Raw genomic sequence first — 15,240 nt, 5'->3', positions numbered from 1 at the left:
TTGGCCGTCACCCACACCCCCGCCGCACGAGGAGCAGCCATGCAGCAGGACAAGCAGCCCGACTACCACCCCGTGGTCTTCCGCGACCGCGCCGCCGGATACGCCTTCCTGACCCGGTCCACCGCGACCAGCGAGCGGACCATCGAGTGGGACGACGGCGAGACCTACCCCGTCGTGGACGTGGAGATCTCCTCGGAGAGCCACCCCTTCTACACCGGCAAGGCCCGGACGGTGGACACGGAAGGCCGCATCGCCCAGTTCGAGCGACGCTACGGCGGCGGGGCGGGCCAGGATTCCGGCGGGGCGTAGGCCACTGCCCGCGCCGGAACCGGGGCCGAGCCTCAGATCACGTTGAGTGCCGCCGCGCAGCCCACTCCCCCGAGCAGTATGAACACCGGCATCAGCACCTTGAGCTCGATCCAGCTGCCCGCGCGGAACCGCATCACCTTCGGCGGCCCGATCGGGTACCAGCGCCTGCGGCCCAGCGGGATCGGCCACAGGATCGGGCAGCCGGAGACGGTCAGCGCGTCCCCGATGTCGTGCACCAGCGCACCCAGCACGACCGGCAGTCCCAGCCACAGGTACTGGTGCTGGTCCGTGAACAGCCAGTTCGAGCCGTTGCCCGGCTTGTCCAGCACTCCGGCGAGGATCCACGCGCTGGTCGCCGCCAGCAGCCACACCAGGATGTCGCTGCTGGAGCCGCGGGCCGCCCGCCACAGCAGGCCCTCGATGGCCAGCACCATGTGCACGAAGAGGATCGCCAGCACTCCCCAGCGACCGCCCAGGATCGCCACGCCCGCACTCCCCGCCCCGATCAGGACCGCCCACAGCCAGGTGTGGGTGAGCGTGCGGTGCCCGCCGTTGCGGCGCGGGTCGCCCTGCTTCCTGGTCCCCTTGTAGACGGCGTACGAGAGCTTGTCGACGACCTCGCACACGGTTCGGGAGACGGGTCCGAAGGCCCGGGAGATAGTCGCCGCCTTGTGGTCGAGGTCCGGGGCGAGCGCGGCGCCGGCGCAGATCAGGGCGCCGACCAGGATCACCGGCCAGGGCATCGGATGCCCGGCCGCGGCGGTCGCCGCTCCGACGCCGAGCCAGGCCGCCGCTCCCGACAGTGAGTGTGCTGGTCCCATCATGGCCGTTCCCCGCCCCATTCCTCTTACGCCGCCGGTCAGTTGCTCGGGCGCTCTGACACTCTGTCGGCGACACAGCGTAGCGGTAGCGATCTTCGTCCCCGCAGCCGATTCCCCCATCGGCCACGGCGCCAGGCAAGATGGGGTCGTGACCCTCATCGACCAGTTGCCGCCGACCGCAGATCCCGACGCCCTCTACGAAGCCTTCGAGTCGTGGGCCAAGGAGCGCGGTCTCACGCTCTACCCCCATCAGGAGGAGGCGCTGATCGAGGTGGTCTCCGGTGCGAACGTGATCGTGTCGACGCCCACCGGGTCCGGCAAGAGCATGATCGCCGCCGGTGCGCACTTCGCCGCGCTGGCCCGGGACGAGGTCACCTTCTACACCGCTCCGATCAAGGCGCTGGTCTCGGAGAAGTTCTTCGAGCTGTGCAAGATGTTCGGCACCGAGAACGTCGGCATGCTGACCGGCGACGCGTCCGTCAACTCCGACGCGCCCATCATCTGCTGCACCGCGGAGGTCCTCGCGTCGATCGCGCTGCGCGACGGCAAGCACGCGGACGTCGGCCAGGTCGTCATGGACGAGTTCCACTTCTACGCGGAGGCGGACCGCGGCTGGGCCTGGCAGATCCCGATCCTGGAGCTGCCGCAGGCGCAGTTCATCCTGATGTCGGCCACGCTCGGCGACGTCGCGATGTTCGAGAAGGACCTCACCCGCCGTACCGGGCGCCCCACTTCGGTGGTCCGCTCGGCGGTCCGGCCGGTGCCGCTGTCCTACGAGTACAGGCTGACCCCGCTCACCGAGACGCTGACCGAACTGCTGGAGACCAGGCAGGCGCCGGTCTACATCGTGCACTTCACCCAGGCGCAGGCCGTGGAGCGGGCGCAGGCGCTGATGAGCATCAACATGTGCTCGCGCGAGGAGAAGGACCAGATCGCCGAGCTGATCGGCGGCTTCCGCTTCACGACCAAGTTCGGCCGCAATCTCTCCCGTTACGTACGGCACGGCATCGGCGTGCACCACGCCGGCATGCTGCCCAAGTACCGGCGTCTGGTGGAGAAGCTCGCGCAGGCCGGTCTGCTGAAGGTCATCTGCGGTACGGACACGCTCGGGGTGGGGGTCAACGTGCCCATCCGCACTGTGCTGTTCACGGCGCTGGCCAAGTACGACGGCGTTCGTGTGCGCACGTTGCGCGCCCGCGAGTTCCATCAGATCGCGGGCCGCGCGGGACGCGCCGGCTTCGACACGGCGGGGCTCGTGGTCGCCCAGGCTCCCGAGCACGTCGTCGAGAACGAGAAGGCGCTCGCCAAGGCGGGCGACGACCCGAAGAAGCGTCGGAAGGTCGTCCGCAAGAAGGCGCCCGAGGGCTTCGTCGGCTGGTCGGAGGGCACCTTCGAGAAGCTCATCACCTCCGATCCGGAGCCGCTGACGTCCCGGTTCCGGGTCACGCACACGATGCTGCTGTCGGTGATCGCCCGCCCCGGCAACGCCTTCGACGCGATGCGGCATCTCCTGGAGGACAACCACGAGCCGCGCAAGCAGCAGTTGCGGCACATCCGGCGTGCGATCGCGATCTACCGCTCGCTCCTGGACGGCGGCATCGTCGAGAAGCTCGACACCCCGGACGCCGAGGGCCGCATCGTGCGTCTCACGGTCGATCTGCAGCAGGACTTCGCCCTCAACCAGCCGCTGTCGACCTTCGCGCTCGCCGCGTTCGAGCTGCTGGACCCCGAGTCGCCGTCGTACGCGCTCGACATGGTGTCCGTCGTCGAGTCCACGCTGGACGACCCGCGGCAGATCCTGGCCGCCCAGCAGAACAAGGCACGCGGCGAGGCCGTGGCCGCGATGAAGGCGGACGGCGTCGAGTACGAGGACCGCATGGAGCGCCTCCAGGACGTCAGCTACCCCAAGCCGCTGGAGGAGTTGCTCTTCCACGCCTACAACACGTACCGCAAGAGCCACCCGTGGGTCGGCGACCACCCGCTGTCCCCGAAGTCCGTGATCCGGGACATGTACGAACGGGCCATGTCCTTCACGGAGTTGACCTCCTACTACGAGCTGGCCCGCACCGAGGGCATCGTGCTGCGCTACCTCGCCGGCGCCTTCAAGGCCCTCGATCACACCGTCCCGGACGACCTCAAGTCCGAGGACCTGCAGGATCTGATCGCCTGGCTCGGCGAGATGGTGCGCCAGGTCGACTCCAGCCTGCTGGACGAGTGGGAGCAGCTGGCCAACCCGGCGGAGATGACCGCCGAGGAGGCCCAGGAGAAGGCCGACCAGGTCAAGCCGGTCACCGCGAACTCGCGTGCCTTCCGGGTCCTTGTCCGCAACGCGATGTTCCGCCGCGTCGAGCTGGCCGCCCTCGACCACGTCGGGGAACTGGGCGAGATGGACGCCGAGTCCGGCTGGGACGCGGATGCCTGGGGCGAGGCGATGGACAAGTACTGGGACGAGTACGAGGACCTCGGCACCGGCCCGGACGCCCGCGGGCCCAAGCTCCTGCTCATCGAGGAGGAGCCGCAGCACGGCCTGTGGCGCGTTCGGCAGATTTTCGCCGACCCGAACGGCGATCATGACTGGGGCATCAGCGCGGAGATCGATCTCGCGGCCTCCGACGAGGAGGGCCGTGCGGTCGTCCGCGTCACCGACGTCGGCCAGCTGTGAGCACAGGAGAATCCCACCCATGACGAACCCGGCAGAGCGGCTCGTCGACCTGCTCGACCTGGAGCAGATCGAGGTCAACATCTTCCGTGGTCGCAGCCCGCACGAGTCCCTGCAGCGGGTCTTCGGCGGCCAGGTCGCGGGCCAGGCGCTGGTCGCCGCGGGGCGCACCACGGAGGGCGACCGGCCCGTGCACTCGTTGCACGCGTACTTCCTGCGCCCGGGCCGGCCGGGCGTGCCGATCGTGTACCAGGTCGAGCGGGTGCGGGACGGGCGGTCGTTCACCACCCGTCGGGTCACCGGCGTGCAGCAGGGCCGCACGATCTTCAATCTCACCGCCTCCTTTCACAAGCCTGAGCAAGGTCCCTTCGAGCACCAGCTGCCGCCGGCCCGCGAGGTCCCGGACCCGGAGTCCCTGCCGACGGTGTCGGAGGAGGTCCGGGATCATCTGGGCGCGCTGCCGGAGCAGTTGGAGCGGATGGCGCGCCGTCAGCCCTTCGACATCCGGTACGCGGACGGGCTGCGCTGGAGCGCCGAGGAGATCAAGGACGCCGAGCCGCGCAGCGCCGTGTGGATGCGTGCGGTCGGGCCGCTCGGTGACGATCCCCTCGTGCACACCTGTGCGCTGACGTACGCCAGCGACATGACGCTTCTGGACGCCGTCCGGATCCCCGTCGAACCCCTGTGGGGTCCTCGGAGCTTCGACATGGCGTCGCTGGACCACGCCATGTGGTTCCACCGGCCGTTCCGCGCTGACGAGTGGTTCCTGTACGACCAGGAGTCCCCGATCGCGACGGGCGGGCGCGGTCTGGCCCGCGGGCGCATCTACGACCTGGAGGGACGCCTGCTCGTCTCGGTCGTCCAGGAAGGGCTGTTCAGAGCGCTGTAACCGGTGGATGTGCGCTGCGGCTCAGGCGTTTCCGCGGCGCAGCCAGCCCAGCATGCCGCGTGATCGCTCGGGTTCCGGCGCCGGCTCGGGCGGGTGCTCGCTCAGGGACGGTGGTGGTCCGGCCGGTTCGGAGGTCGGCCGTGGTGCGGGGCGATGGCGGCGTGCCTCGTCCAGTACCTGGGTCAGATCCGCCCGCAGCCAGCTGATCTCGTCCGGATCGTCCGCTGTCATGATCCGCTCGGCGAGGTGGGCGGCGGGCGAGCCGGGTGCCCCGTGGGCGGGCGGGCCCGGCCGGAACCGGTTCAGGTGGGCGCGCTCGTAGGGGTCCTGGACGATTTCGGCGACCTGGACGGGGTCGAGCAGAGCGGCCAGGGCTCCGGCGCGCTCCCACGGATCGACGGCCTGGTGGAGCAGGAATCCCAGGTGTCGTCCGCGCCAGTTGCGGGCTCGCAGATCCAGGCCCGCTTGGAGTTGGTCCCGCAGCCCCTCGGGCGTACGGCCGTTCAACAGCGAGGTGTGGTTCTTGTCGGCTGCGAACTGCCGTAGTTCTTCGGCGAGATAGAGCCAGACCACGGCCCGGTACCGGTTGAGGTAGAACGTCACGGGCACCACCAGCCCGAGCCGGGCGAAGCGGGTGAACCTGGCGGAGCTGACCTCCATGAGGGCCGCGCCGTCGGTCGTGCCCACGGTCCTGACGCTTTCCAGGAGCGCTTCGGGGAACCCGTCCGTCGAGCACAGTCGGTCGATCTCGTCGCGGGCGACGCGTCGGCCGCCGCCTCCTTCGTCGGGCGTGGTGCGAATGCGCCCGAGATGTACCGCGAGGTCGAACTCGCCTCGCTTGAGCCCCAGTTCCCGTGCCGCGCGACTCGGCGTGCACGAGAGGCCGGACGGTTTGGTGATGGTGTTGCCTGCCATGGTCGATCTCCCCCGTGGAGTCCGTTGCTCACGCTGTGTGCGTTCGCGATGGACAAACCGTAACCGGTTCGGCGGATCTCGTGGCGAGCCTGTGGATAACTCCACGAAGACTGACGAACTCGCAGGTCAGAGGTCTGTGACGGGGGTTCGCTCGGGTTGCCGGGCGTCCACGCCGAGGTGCTCGCCGACGCGGTTGACGAGGAGTGTCATCTCGTAGGCGATCTGGCCGATGTCCGCCTCCGCACCGCTGAGAACGCACAGACAGCTGCCGCTGCCCGCGGCGGTGACGAACAGGACGGCGTCGTCGAACTCGACCATCGTCTGCCGCACCTGACCCGCGCCGAAGTGGCGTCCCGAGCCCTTGGCCAGGCTGTGCAGTCCGGACGAGACGGCGGCGAGGTGCTCCGCGTCCTCGCGGCGAAGCCCGGTGCTCGCGCCCGTCACCAGTCCGTCGTTGGACAGGACCAGAGCGTGGCGTACGTGCTCGACGCGCTCGGTCAGATCGTCCAACAGCCAGCTCAGTCCCTGGTTCTGCGCCATGTTCCGGCTCCCCGTGTCGCGTCTCCCCCTGGCCGGAGGATCTCCCGTCAGCCTTCACCACCTCCGTCGCCCGGGCAAGGAGGATAGGGGCATGGCACAGAAGATGACCGACGAGGAGTGGCGGGCGTTCGTCTCGCTCGGCACGCGCACCGGCAAGCTGTCGACCGTCCGCGCCGATGGGAGCCCACATGTCGCGCCGATCTGGTTCCTGCTGGACGGAGACGATGTGGTGTTCAACACCGCGAAGGAAACGGTAAAAGGGCGCAATCTTGCCCGTGACGGGCGAGTCGCCCTGTGTGTGGACGACGATCGGCCGCCGTTCGACTTCGTGGTGCTGCAGGGGCGCGCCCGGCTGTCGGAGGATCCGGCCGAACTCCGGTACTGGGCCGCCCGGATCGCGGCCCGGTACATGGGTGAGGAGCGCGCAGAGGAGTTCGGCGCCCGCAACGGGGTGCCGGGCGAACTCCTGGTCCGTGTCCCGGTCGAGAAGGTGCTGGCACAGAAGGGCATCGCCGACTGAGGACCGCCGCCGACGGTCAGCCCACCGAGTCGAGCATCCGGGCGGTGTGCATCCGCCCGGCGTACTCGACGAGTCGGATCAGCACCTCCTTCCCCGAGTCGCGGTCCCGGGCGTCGCAGAGGACGACCGGTGTTCCCCGGTCGAGGTCCAGGGCGCGGGAGACGTCGTGGGCGCCGTAACTGCGGGCCCCCGTGAAGCAGTTGACGGCCACCACGAACGGGATGTGCCGGTGCTCGAAGTAGTCGACCGCGGGGAAGCAGTCCTCAAGTCGCCGGGTGTCCGCGAGGACCACCGCTCCCAGGGCGCCCTGCGACAGTTCGTCCCACAGGAACCAGAAGCGGTCCTGGCCCGGTGTGCCGAACAGGTAGAGGGAGAGACCGGACCTGATGGTGATGCGGCCGAAGTCCATGGCGACGGTCGTCGTGACCTTCTGGTCCACGCCGTCGGTGTCGTCCACCAACTGGCCGGCCTCGCTGAGCAGTTCCTCGGTGCGCAGCGGCCTGATCTCGCTGACCGCGCCCACCATGGTGGTCTTGCCCACGCCGAATCCGCCGGCGACCAGGATCTTCAACGCCAGGGCGGTCGTCTCGCCGCCCTCGGCGTCGGAGTGCTCGGAGTGCTCGGAGACCATCGATCACTTCTCTCGGGAGTGCCGGCAACGGTCGACGTCCGTAGGTGTGCATCTTGGCAAGTGCGGCCTCACCCCGGAGGGTTGGACCACTATTTGCCCGATGTGATCGCCTCGCACCCGTTCGGTGTGCGAAAGGGTGCACAAGTCGGCGTCGTACGCGTTCGAGTGGTTCTGAAGTTTCATCACAGTGCCCGTAGTCCCTCGATCACCTCGCGCAGAATCCGTTCGTCAGGAAGCTGCGCGGGCGGCACCGGGCGGCTGACGGTGACGCAGCCGAGTTCCAGGAGGTCGCCGAGGAGCACCCTGACCACTCCGAGAGGAAGGTCGGCTCCGGCGGCGAGCTCGGCGACGGACTGCGTTTCCGTACGGCACAGGTCGATGAGGGCCCGGTGTTCCGGTCCGAGCCCGGTGTCGTCGTCGAAGTCGGGGGCGCCCTTGTCCAGCGTGACGAGCGCGATCAGGTCGAACCGCACTCCCGTAGGCCCTGGTTTGGTACGTCCGCCCGTCATGGCGTAGGGGCGGACAAGGGGACCGGCTTCCTGGTCGTACCACTGGCTGCCCGGCTCGTGCTGGGCGCCGGTCATGTCTTCGGTCATCGGAACGGACCACCCTCTCGCCTCATCCGGCGGCGGGTGGCCGCGCGCCGACACGTGGCGGCGTGTAGAGGTGCTCGCCGACGCGCTTGACCAGCCGTGCCATCTCGTACGCCACGAGGCCTATGTCGGCGGTCACGGCGGTGAGGACGGCGAGGCAGGAGCCGTCTCCGGCCGCGGCCACGAACAGGAAACCGTCGTCCATCTCCACCATGGTCTGCCGTACTCCGCCGGCGCCGAAGTGCCGCCCCGCGCCCTTGGCCAGGCTGTGGAATCCGGAGGCCACGGCGGCGAGGTGTTCCGCGTCCTCGCGTTTGAGGTCGGTGGACGCACCGATGGCGAGGCCGTCGTTGGACAGCACCACGGCATGCCGTACCTCGCTCACGCGCAGCACCAAGTCGTCCAGCAGCCAGTCGAGTTCACCGGACCGCTGAGCGGCCCTCATACTCGGGTCCTGGATCATGCGGGGTCTCCTTCGCTGCTGTCACTGCCCGTTGCGGGGCCTGGGGTGGCACCACGGCCCGGGTGCCTGCCGCCGCCGCGCGTCCAGCCTTCGCGGTAGGCAGCCATCCGGTCCCGTACGACCTCCGGGGTGCGGTGCTCGTCACGTGGGGCGGCGGGCGCCTGTTCCCGGTCCGCGGTGGGCTGTTCGCGGAGTTGGGGGGCGAGGTTCGCCTGCCGTACGCGGCGAGGGAGGTCGTCGCTTTCTTCGGGCCCTTCGGTGTCCTCTGGAGGACGGTGCAGTCGCAAGGTGGTGACTCCGGGGGGCGGGGTGTCGCTCGCCGGCTCCGCCGAAGCCCGGGGGGAGGACGCCAGGGCGGGTCGGTCGGCCGGTCCCGAGACGGACTCCTGGTGCTGAGCCGCGGTGGGCACGCGCGCGTACTCGCGTTCCACGGCCCGCTCTCCGTCCCCCACCGCCGCGCGGGGGGAACGTTCCGCCGCGCCGCCGTGCAGCAGGGCCGTCGGCAGCAGAATGACCGCCGTCGTGCCGCCGTAGGGCGAGGTCCGAAGGTGCACCTTGATGCCGTGGCGGGCGGCGAGCCTGCTGACCACGAAGAGGCCGAGTCGGTCGCTGTCGAAGAGGTCGAGGGCCTCGGACTGCTCGATACGACGGTTGGCCTCGGCCAGGGACTCCGTGCCCATGCCCAGGCCCCGGTCCTCGACCTCGACGGCATAGCCGTTGCCGACGGGTTCACCGGTGACACGCACGCGTGTGTGCGGCGGCGAGAACTGGGCGGCGTTCTCCACGATCTCGGCGAGCAGGTGCGTGAGGTCGGCGACGGCCGCGCCGACGACGGACGACTCGGGGAGTTGGCGTACCTCCACGCGCGCGTAGTCCTCCACCTCGGAGACGGCTGCGCGTACGACGTTGGTCAGGGAGACGGGCATGCGCCAGGCCCGGCCGGGTGCTGCTCCGGAGAGGATGATGAGGCTCTCGGCGTGCCGTCGCATACGGGTGGTCAGGTGGTCGAGGCGGAAGAGGTCACTCAGTTCGTTCGGGTCCTCGGAGCGGCGCTCCATGCTGTCCAGAAGGCTGAGTTGACGGTGCACCAGGACCTGGCTGCGGCGGGCGAGGTTGACGAAGACCCCCGAGATACCGCTGGCGAGTTCGGCACGTTCGACGGCGGCCCGCAGGGCGGCTCGGTGCACGGTGCCCAGAGCCTCGGCGACCTGTCCGATCTCATCCTCCGAGGGCGACCCGGGCGGGGCCTCCGCCCTGACGTCGATCTCCTCCCCCGCGCGCAGCCTCCGCATGGCCTCGGGGAGTTTGTGGCGGGCGATCCCCAGGGCGTCGTTGCGCAGACTCACCAGTTCGACGACGAGACCGCGGCCGATGCGCACCGAGATGACGAGCGACGCGACGACGGCGGCGAGACCGAGCAGCACCGCTGCACCGGCCGGGGTGAGCAGTCCTCGCGTGAACGGGTCGGCGCGGTCCGCGACCCCGCTGCCCGTGTCCGCCTCGATGGCGCGCATGCCGTCCTGCACGCGTGCGTGCGCGGCATTCCAGGTGGTCTCCGGAGCCGCATCGATTGCCCGGGTACGCGAGTTGGTGGTGAGGACCTTGTCCTCGACGGCGCCGACCGCACTGTAAGCGCTGGTGCCGGCGAGGTTCCGCCAGGCGGCACCTTCGGAACCGCGCAGATCCGCGACGGCGGAGTCGGTGAGGGTACGACGCGTGTCGACGGCACCGGTGAACAGCCTCAGCCGCTCCCCGTCGAGGCGGCCGTCGAGCCGGGCCCCGGCGAGCACCACGTCCTCCTGGGACAGCGATTCACCGGCCCGGGAGAACTCAAGCAGCACGCGCGCGTCGGAACCGAGGTCGGCGTCCTGGATTCCGGTGAGCGCCCCACCCACGGCGAAGGCCGTCGAGATGGTCTTCGTGTACTGCCCGTACGTCTCGTCCCATCCCGCGCGGTGGCCGAGCACGTCGGCCCGCAGTGAGCGCAGTTGCTCGGCTCCGGTGACGAAGGTCTTCAAGCGTTGGGCGACTCCGGCCGGCAGTTCCTCGCCGTCGGCGACGGTGTTGTTGTCGCCGAGGCGCAACCGGGCGACCGCCCGGTCCGTGTTCGCCGCCAGTTTCTTCAGGTCTGCGCTCGGTTCGGCGTCGGGGTCGGTGGCGTAGCGGACCGCGGCCGACCGCTCGGCCTGCAGCGCGGCGACGGCGGCCGCGACGGGGCTGCGCACCGCGGAGTCCACGCGCTGCAACTGCCGTAGCCGGGCGACGTCCTGGGCGGTGCTGACGGTGGCGTACGCCCACAGGGCGAGCAGGGAGACGACAGGCACCATCAGCAGACAGACGATCTTGGCTCGTACGGTGCGGGGGCGCATCCGCCATCGGCCCGCGCGCGGGGGCACCTCGTCCGACGCGGCGTCGAGGGGCTCGTCGAAGAGCTCGTCGGCGGGTGGTCCGGCATGTGCGCGACGACCGCGCACGGGCGGCGGCGTCTCGGCGCCGGCTCTGGGGGTCCTACGGGGGTTACGCATGGCCTCCTCGCTCGGAAGTGGTTCGGGGCGTGCCGTGTGGGCCGTGGTCGGTCCCGGCCCGCCTGTCAGCCGGCGACACTCTCGACCGGCCGCTCGGCAGAGGCGGTTGCCTCGCGTTCTCCCGTCGTCGGCGACAGTGCGACGAACGCCGAGGTCAGGAACAGGTAGGACCCGAGGCCGACGGCAAGGGGAAAGATGAACTGCATCGCCGTCGCCCCGGGCAGGACCGCGCCGGAGGGTGTGACATGCACGCGGACCGCGAACATCCCGGTGTAGTGCATGCTGGCGACGGCCGCCCCCATGACGAGCGAGGCGACGGTGACCGCGATGGGCGACTTGATGTTGAGGGCCGCCCACAGGGCCGCGGTCGCCGCGACGACGGCGATGAGGACCGAGAGACCGACGAGCATCGGGTCGTAGCTCACGTCACCGTGCAACCGCACCGCCGCCATGCCCAGGTAGTGCATGCTCGCGACGCCCAGTCCGGTGGTGAGGCCGCCGAGGAAGAGCGCGCGGCCCCGGTCGCGGCCGTAGCCGACCACGAAGACTCCCGCGCAGACGACGACGATGGCGACGAGAAGACTGAGCATGGTGAGGGGCACGTCGTAGCGGATGTCGGTGCCGCTGACTCCGAAGCCGAGCATGGCCACGAAGTGCATGGTCCAGATGCCGGTGCCGAGCGCGGAGGCCGCGGTGACGAGCCAGTTGCGGCGCGACCGGCCGGTGGCACCGAGCGCGCGGACGGTACAGCGCAGCCCGAGTGCGGAGCCCATACAGGCCATCACGTATGACAGCACGGGTGTCAGCCAGCCGAAGGTTGCGTGGTCCAGGTGTCCCATGACCAGGGGACGCTAGTGGGGGCATGGGCGCACAAAGGGGGCGCATTTCGAAAGGTGTTGCAATATGACGCAGAGATGTACGGGAACGACCGCGTCCCGCTCGAACATGTGCACCGAGGCGTCATCCGTGTCGGTGAGGGATCATGCGGAGCATGAGCGACGACCACACACATGTCCAGGAGTTCTTCGGTGCGCGCGCCGCGGACTGGGACAGCCGCTTCCCGGACGACGGCCCCGCCTACGCCGCCGCGGTCGCCGAACTCGGGCTGCGCACGGGAGACCGCGTGCTCGACGCGGGCTGCGGGACCGGGCGTGCTCTGCCGCCGCTCCGTGCGGCCGTAGGACCGTCCGGGGTGGTGGTCGGGGCCGATCTGACCCCGGCCATGCTGGAGGCCGCCGTACGGGCCGGACGCGGCCGTGACGGGCGCCTGCTGCTCACCGACGTCGCCGCGCTGCCGCTGCGCTCGGAGTCGCTCGACGCCGTGTTCGCGGCGGGCCTGATCGCGCACCTGCCCCGACCGGAGGCGGATCTGCGGGAGTTGGCGCGTGTAGTGCGCCCCGGTGGCACGCTGGCCCTGTTCCACCCGATCGGCCGGGCGGCGCTCGCGGCGCGCCAGGGGCGGCAGATCACCCCGGACGACCTGCGTGCGGAGCCCAATCTCCGTCCGCTGCTGGCCGGTTCGGGGTGGCGCATGACGTCGTACGCCGACGAGGACGCCCGCTTCCTGGCGCTGGCCGTGCGCGAGGGCTGAGTGGCCTCGGAGTTGTCGAACATGACGTGGTGACCGGCACCCGGCACGGTCACCACGCGCACTCCCGCCGCCTCCAGGCCCTCACTGTCCGGAAGTTCACCGCTCAGCTCGCCCTGGACATACACACGGTCGATCGCGAGTCCTTCGAGGATCGTGCGCATCACAGGGTCGGATCCGCGCCACGTCCTGAAACTCACCGAAGAGGGCAGGCGTGCATGGCATCCTCACCATCGCGCGGGCCGCTCCTGACGCTTCACCGCGCCGTTCCCCTTCTGTCGCCGCAGCTCCAACTCTACGTTGGGTAGCAGTAGATGGACGGTCAGCGACAGAGAACCACGCAGGGGGAAGGTGGTCAGCATGTTCGACAGGCCCCGCAAGACCTTCGCCAGATTTCTCACCGCCACGCGCGCGGAGCCGGCCAGAGACCCGGAGCGGCGCCCGCACAACCTGTTCGAGGCTGCGGCCGTCTACGTCTCGGCGCGTGCGGAGGACGACCAGGACCGGATCGACGAGGCCACGGGATGGGTGTCGCCGGAGGCGTTGTCCTTCGGGGTGAGTGAGCTGGCGTGCCGGGCCGTTGTCGCGCTCGCGAGGGAGCGTGACGAGTCGCCGCGGACGGTGGCCCGTGCCCTTCTTGGGCTCCCCGCGGCCTGACACTTCGGGTTACCGGCGGTCATTTCGCCCCGTCCAGACGGAAAACTGCAGCTCCGGGTGTACTTGGGAGTCGTGACAAGCGCCTTCCGCGCACACTAGGGTGCGCGCGGTTGGACGAACGATGGGGAGGCTGGGATGGCCGACACGGATGAAGAGGCCGTCGCCGCCGAGGACGATGCGCTCTATGTGCTCACGGCGGTGCTGCTGACACCGGCGAAGTTCCCGAGTGTGCTGGGTGACGACTATCCCGAGGCCTGTGCGGCGCTCGGCATGGCGCCACTCGCCGACGGGTACGGCCTGGTGCTCGGCCAGGACGGCGACGGTGCGCGGTGGACGGTCGTCATCGACGACGTGTCGCTGGTCGCGGTCGCCATCGCGTCCTGGGACTGTGGCATGGAGTACGACCTGTCGCCGAGCGAGCGCACGGTGGTCGCCGCCCTGCCGGGCTGGCCGCTCGCGGTCGCCGTCGCGGCTCCCAACGTGCCCGCTCCGCACGATCCGGACCCCGAACTCGTGGACCGTCCCCCGCTGGCGCCGCCGGACACCACCGCCTGGGGTCCGGCACAACGCCGTCTGGGTGCTGACGAGATCGCGCTGCAGTGGGCCCTGTGGCGGGAGCAGATCGACGACGCGGCCTTTCCGGTTCAGGGCGAGGCGGGCGAGACCTCGGAGCCGGAGCCGGACGCGGAGAGCTCCGAAGGCGCGTCCGAGGTCACGTCGGACCGCACCGGGGAAGGCCCGCAGGCGGGCCACAGCGGGGTCCGCAGGGTGCTGACGGAGGCTCGCGCGTACGTGGACACCCCGCCGCCTCTCGGCCGCGTCAGATCGTCCTTCGCGCCGGGCGAGGCGCGCACGCTGCGTGCCGACGGCCCCGGCTGGTCGATGGTGGCCCGGACCGACGACATCGCGTTCGTCCTGCTCGACGACGAGCCCGGCGAGGTGCTGCCGGTGGGCCGGGGCCCCGAGCTGCCCGGTCTCCTGGAGGCGCTCGACAAGCTGGCCGTACGGCCGAGTTGAGCCCTTGGGTGTCACTCCGGGCGTCCGAGGGGGCGGCCGGGGTCACCCTCGCTCGTCCGGGTCGACGAGGAGGGCTCCCAAGGCGGTGTCGGAGTCGCCGTGGTCGCGCAGCGCGTCGAGTTCGGTGCGCCAGGTCGTGTCCCAGTGCGTGCCGGGCTTCGCCGCGCGCAGGACGGTCAGTGCTTCGCCGGGCCGACGCAGCGCCGAAAGGACCCCGCGCGGGGTGAGCAGGTCCGGGGCGCGTTCCAGCAGGAGGAGTGCCGCGTGCTGGTCGCGCTGCGCGGCGAGCGAGGCGACGGCGCGGTACTGACCTGTGAAGCGGTACGCCTCGTGCCGTGGGCACCGTTCGTACTGAGCGGCCACGTGTTCGGCCACGGCGCGGGGTGCCGTGCGGGCAAGGGAGTTGAGCACGCCCAGGGGTGGGTCGATGCGGTGCAGCCACGCTCTCGCGGTCCGGGTGGAACAGGCGGGCAGCAAGGCGGCAGCGTCCCGCGCTCCATGGCGTTCGTGGATCTGGGGCAGGATTCTGTCGGCGAGCGTGTGGCGGCGGCTGAGCCTGAGGAGCCGGAAGGTGTCGTGGCGCGTCGCCCTGATGTCGCTCAAGGCGAGCTGTTCCAGGGCCTGTTCGGGGAGGGGCAGTCGGACGGCGGCCGAGCGGGCACGCCGGCCGAGCAGCGGATCGTCGAGAGCCTCGGTCACGCGGTCCAGGTCGCGTCGTACGACGGCCAGGAACAGGGCGGTGTGCCGCTCGTCCGAGTCACCGGCGTCCAGCGCGCGGTGCAGGGTCTCGTAGGCGTGCGGGGTGAGTGTGCGGGCGTAGCGGGCCAGGGCGCTCATGCGCGCCGGGAACGGCAGGGGGGCGAAGTGGGCCCTCAGCCAGGCGGGCGTCAGAGGCGCCGGCGGGGTTTCGGGCTGTCGGGAGGGCATCCGGGACGCCTCATGTCCGGCCATCAGCGCTCACCGTGGAGTCGCTGGGCCTCCTTTCGGTACGTCATGCCCGTCATGGTGGGGTCGGAGTGATCCATGGCGCAATCGATTTTGGCGCGGCTCGCCGGTCTTCACCTTGTTCGGTCCGAGGACCTTCCTCGGCCGGGCGCCGTCCGCGGGACCGTT

At 70.4% G+C, this 15,240-nt stretch carries 16 protein-coding genes and 1 pseudogene; 7 read left to right on the top strand and 10 right to left on the bottom strand.

The features are described from left to right. Positions 1 to 39 precede the first annotated feature (39 nt). A complete protein-coding gene (locus AB0I69_RS00665) occupies positions 40 to 309 on the top strand; it encodes a type B 50S ribosomal protein L31 (protein ID WP_363093266.1) in 270 nt (89 codons plus the stop codon). 32 nt (positions 310 to 341) lie between these two features. Here the strand turns inward: AB0I69_RS00665 and AB0I69_RS00660 are convergent, their stop codons facing one another. After that, complete coding sequence (locus tag AB0I69_RS00660; protein ID WP_363093265.1) at positions 342 to 1,133, bottom strand: metal-dependent hydrolase; 792 nt, start codon at positions 1,131 to 1,133, stop codon at positions 342 to 344. A gap of 145 nt (positions 1,134 to 1,278) precedes the next feature. Here AB0I69_RS00660 and AB0I69_RS00655 point away from each other — a divergent pair, with 145 nt between their 5' ends. Further along, positions 1,279 to 3,792, top strand: coding sequence for a DUF3516 domain-containing protein (locus tag AB0I69_RS00655; protein ID WP_363093264.1), 2,514 nt, complete (start codon positions 1,279 to 1,281; stop codon positions 3,790 to 3,792). Between the two features lie 19 nt (positions 3,793 to 3,811). Next, a complete protein-coding gene (locus tag AB0I69_RS00650; RefSeq protein ID WP_363093263.1) occupies positions 3,812 to 4,678 on the top strand; it encodes an acyl-CoA thioesterase II in 867 nt (288 codons plus the stop codon). A gap of 21 nt (positions 4,679 to 4,699) precedes the next feature. On the opposite strand, the gene AB0I69_RS00645 is transcribed toward AB0I69_RS00650, so the two are convergent. Together AB0I69_RS00645 and AB0I69_RS00640 are read right to left on the bottom strand one after the other, a co-directional pair. Further along, positions 4,700 to 5,593, bottom strand: a complete 894-nt coding sequence (locus AB0I69_RS00645) for a DUF6397 family protein (protein WP_363093262.1) — start codon at positions 5,591 to 5,593, stop codon at positions 4,700 to 4,702. A 126-nt stretch (positions 5,594 to 5,719) separates the two neighbouring features. Beyond that, on the bottom strand, positions 5,720 to 6,133 hold the full coding sequence (locus AB0I69_RS00640; protein ID WP_363093261.1) for a roadblock/LC7 domain-containing protein: 414 nt from the start codon (positions 6,131 to 6,133) through the stop codon (positions 5,720 to 5,722). Between the two features lie 91 nt (positions 6,134 to 6,224). Between AB0I69_RS00640 and AB0I69_RS00635 the strand changes: the two genes are divergently transcribed. Then, positions 6,225 to 6,653: a PPOX class F420-dependent oxidoreductase gene (locus AB0I69_RS00635; protein WP_363093260.1), complete on the top strand. Its 429-nt coding sequence runs from the start codon at positions 6,225 to 6,227 to the stop codon at positions 6,651 to 6,653. Between the two features lie 16 nt (positions 6,654 to 6,669). Here the strand turns inward: AB0I69_RS00635 and AB0I69_RS00630 are convergent, their stop codons facing one another. The 5 genes from AB0I69_RS00630 to AB0I69_RS00610 form a co-directional block, all read right to left on the bottom strand. Beyond that, entirely contained in the window at positions 6,670 to 7,284 is a 615-nt protein-coding gene (locus tag AB0I69_RS00630; protein ID WP_363093259.1) for an ATP/GTP-binding protein, read from the bottom strand. A gap of 182 nt (positions 7,285 to 7,466) precedes the next feature. Beyond that, on the bottom strand, positions 7,467 to 7,880 hold the full coding sequence (locus AB0I69_RS00625; RefSeq protein WP_363093258.1) for a DUF742 domain-containing protein: 414 nt from the start codon (positions 7,878 to 7,880) through the stop codon (positions 7,467 to 7,469). A 22-nt stretch (positions 7,881 to 7,902) separates the two neighbouring features. Beyond that, positions 7,903 to 8,340 carry a roadblock/LC7 domain-containing protein gene (locus AB0I69_RS00620; RefSeq protein WP_363093257.1) on the bottom strand — a complete coding sequence of 146 codons (438 nt, stop codon included), beginning with the start codon at positions 8,338 to 8,340 and terminating at the stop codon, positions 7,903 to 7,905. Next, positions 8,337 to 10,865 carry a nitrate- and nitrite sensing domain-containing protein gene (locus AB0I69_RS00615; RefSeq protein ID WP_363093256.1) on the bottom strand — a complete coding sequence of 843 codons (2,529 nt, stop codon included), beginning with the start codon at positions 10,863 to 10,865 and terminating at the stop codon, positions 8,337 to 8,339. Before AB0I69_RS00615 ends, AB0I69_RS00620 begins: the two co-directional genes overlap by 4 nt. Positions 10,866 to 10,930: 65 nt before the next feature. Beyond that, on the bottom strand, positions 10,931 to 11,704 hold the full coding sequence (locus AB0I69_RS00610; RefSeq protein ID WP_363093255.1) for an MHYT domain-containing protein: 774 nt from the start codon (positions 11,702 to 11,704) through the stop codon (positions 10,931 to 10,933). Between the two features lie 152 nt (positions 11,705 to 11,856). Between AB0I69_RS00610 and AB0I69_RS00605 the strand changes: the two genes are divergently transcribed. After that, positions 11,857 to 12,456, top strand: coding sequence for a class I SAM-dependent methyltransferase (locus tag AB0I69_RS00605; RefSeq protein WP_363093254.1), 600 nt, complete (start codon positions 11,857 to 11,859; stop codon positions 12,454 to 12,456). Positions 12,457 to 12,458: 2 nt separating this feature from the next. Here AB0I69_RS00605 and AB0I69_RS00600 read toward each other — a convergent pair. Next, positions 12,459 to 12,635, bottom strand: a pseudogene (locus AB0I69_RS00600) (alpha/beta hydrolase); the annotation flags it as partial. A 178-nt stretch (positions 12,636 to 12,813) separates the two neighbouring features. Here AB0I69_RS00600 and AB0I69_RS00595 point away from each other — a divergent pair. Then, on the top strand, positions 12,814 to 13,110 hold the full coding sequence (locus tag AB0I69_RS00595) for a hypothetical protein (protein WP_363093253.1): 297 nt from the start codon (positions 12,814 to 12,816) through the stop codon (positions 13,108 to 13,110). A gap of 135 nt (positions 13,111 to 13,245) precedes the next feature. Then, the gene (locus AB0I69_RS00590) at positions 13,246 to 14,127 is read left to right on the top strand and encodes a hypothetical protein (protein ID WP_363093252.1); all 882 of its coding nucleotides are present in this window, start codon (positions 13,246 to 13,248) and stop codon (positions 14,125 to 14,127) included. Between the two features lie 42 nt (positions 14,128 to 14,169). Here the strand turns inward: AB0I69_RS00590 and AB0I69_RS00585 are convergent, their stop codons facing one another. Beyond that, the gene (locus AB0I69_RS00585) at positions 14,170 to 15,078 is read right to left on the bottom strand and encodes a hypothetical protein (protein WP_363093251.1); all 909 of its coding nucleotides are present in this window, start codon (positions 15,076 to 15,078) and stop codon (positions 14,170 to 14,172) included. Positions 15,079 to 15,240 lie beyond the last annotated feature (162 nt).

This window comes from Streptomyces sp. NPDC050508 (assembly GCF_040655155.1).
Taxonomy (GTDB): domain Bacteria; phylum Actinomycetota; class Actinomycetes; order Streptomycetales; family Streptomycetaceae; genus Streptomyces.
The sequence above is the reverse complement of the archived record's forward strand: the minus strand, read 5'-3'. Positions and strand labels throughout refer to the sequence as shown.

What these genes read in the sequence shown, in the direction of transcription:
- AB0I69_RS00665 (WP_363093266.1), top strand. Translation starts at nt 40, where the DNA reads ATGCAGCAGGACAAGCAGCCCGACTACCACCCCGTGGTCTTCCGCGAC.
- AB0I69_RS00660 (WP_363093265.1), bottom strand. Translation starts at nt 1,133, where the DNA reads ATGATGGGACCAGCACACTCACTGTCGGGAGCGGCGGCCTGGCTCGGC.
- AB0I69_RS00650 (WP_363093263.1), top strand. Translation starts at nt 3,812, where the DNA reads ATGACGAACCCGGCAGAGCGGCTCGTCGACCTGCTCGACCTGGAGCAG.
- AB0I69_RS00645 (WP_363093262.1), bottom strand. Translation starts at nt 5,593, where the DNA reads ATGGCAGGCAACACCATCACCAAACCGTCCGGCCTCTCGTGCACGCCG.
- AB0I69_RS00640 (WP_363093261.1), bottom strand. Translation starts at nt 6,133, where the DNA reads ATGGCGCAGAACCAGGGACTGAGCTGGCTGTTGGACGATCTGACCGAG.
- AB0I69_RS00635 (WP_363093260.1), top strand. Translation starts at nt 6,225, where the DNA reads ATGGCACAGAAGATGACCGACGAGGAGTGGCGGGCGTTCGTCTCGCTC.
- AB0I69_RS00630 (WP_363093259.1), bottom strand. Translation starts at nt 7,284, where the DNA reads ATGGTCTCCGAGCACTCCGAGCACTCCGACGCCGAGGGCGGCGAGACG.
- AB0I69_RS00625 (WP_363093258.1), bottom strand. Translation starts at nt 7,880, where the DNA reads ATGACCGAAGACATGACCGGCGCCCAGCACGAGCCGGGCAGCCAGTGG.
- AB0I69_RS00620 (WP_363093257.1), bottom strand. Translation starts at nt 8,340, where the DNA reads ATGATCCAGGACCCGAGTATGAGGGCCGCTCAGCGGTCCGGTGAACTC.
- AB0I69_RS00615 (WP_363093256.1), bottom strand. Translation starts at nt 10,865, where the DNA reads ATGCGTAACCCCCGTAGGACCCCCAGAGCCGGCGCCGAGACGCCGCCG.
- AB0I69_RS00610 (WP_363093255.1), bottom strand. Translation starts at nt 11,704, where the DNA reads ATGGGACACCTGGACCACGCAACCTTCGGCTGGCTGACACCCGTGCTG.
- AB0I69_RS00605 (WP_363093254.1), top strand. Translation starts at nt 11,857, where the DNA reads ATGAGCGACGACCACACACATGTCCAGGAGTTCTTCGGTGCGCGCGCC.
- AB0I69_RS00595 (WP_363093253.1), top strand. Translation starts at nt 12,814, where the DNA reads ATGTTCGACAGGCCCCGCAAGACCTTCGCCAGATTTCTCACCGCCACG.
- AB0I69_RS00590 (WP_363093252.1), top strand. Translation starts at nt 13,246, where the DNA reads ATGGCCGACACGGATGAAGAGGCCGTCGCCGCCGAGGACGATGCGCTC.
- AB0I69_RS00585 (WP_363093251.1), bottom strand. Translation starts at nt 15,078, where the DNA reads ATGGCCGGACATGAGGCGTCCCGGATGCCCTCCCGACAGCCCGAAACC.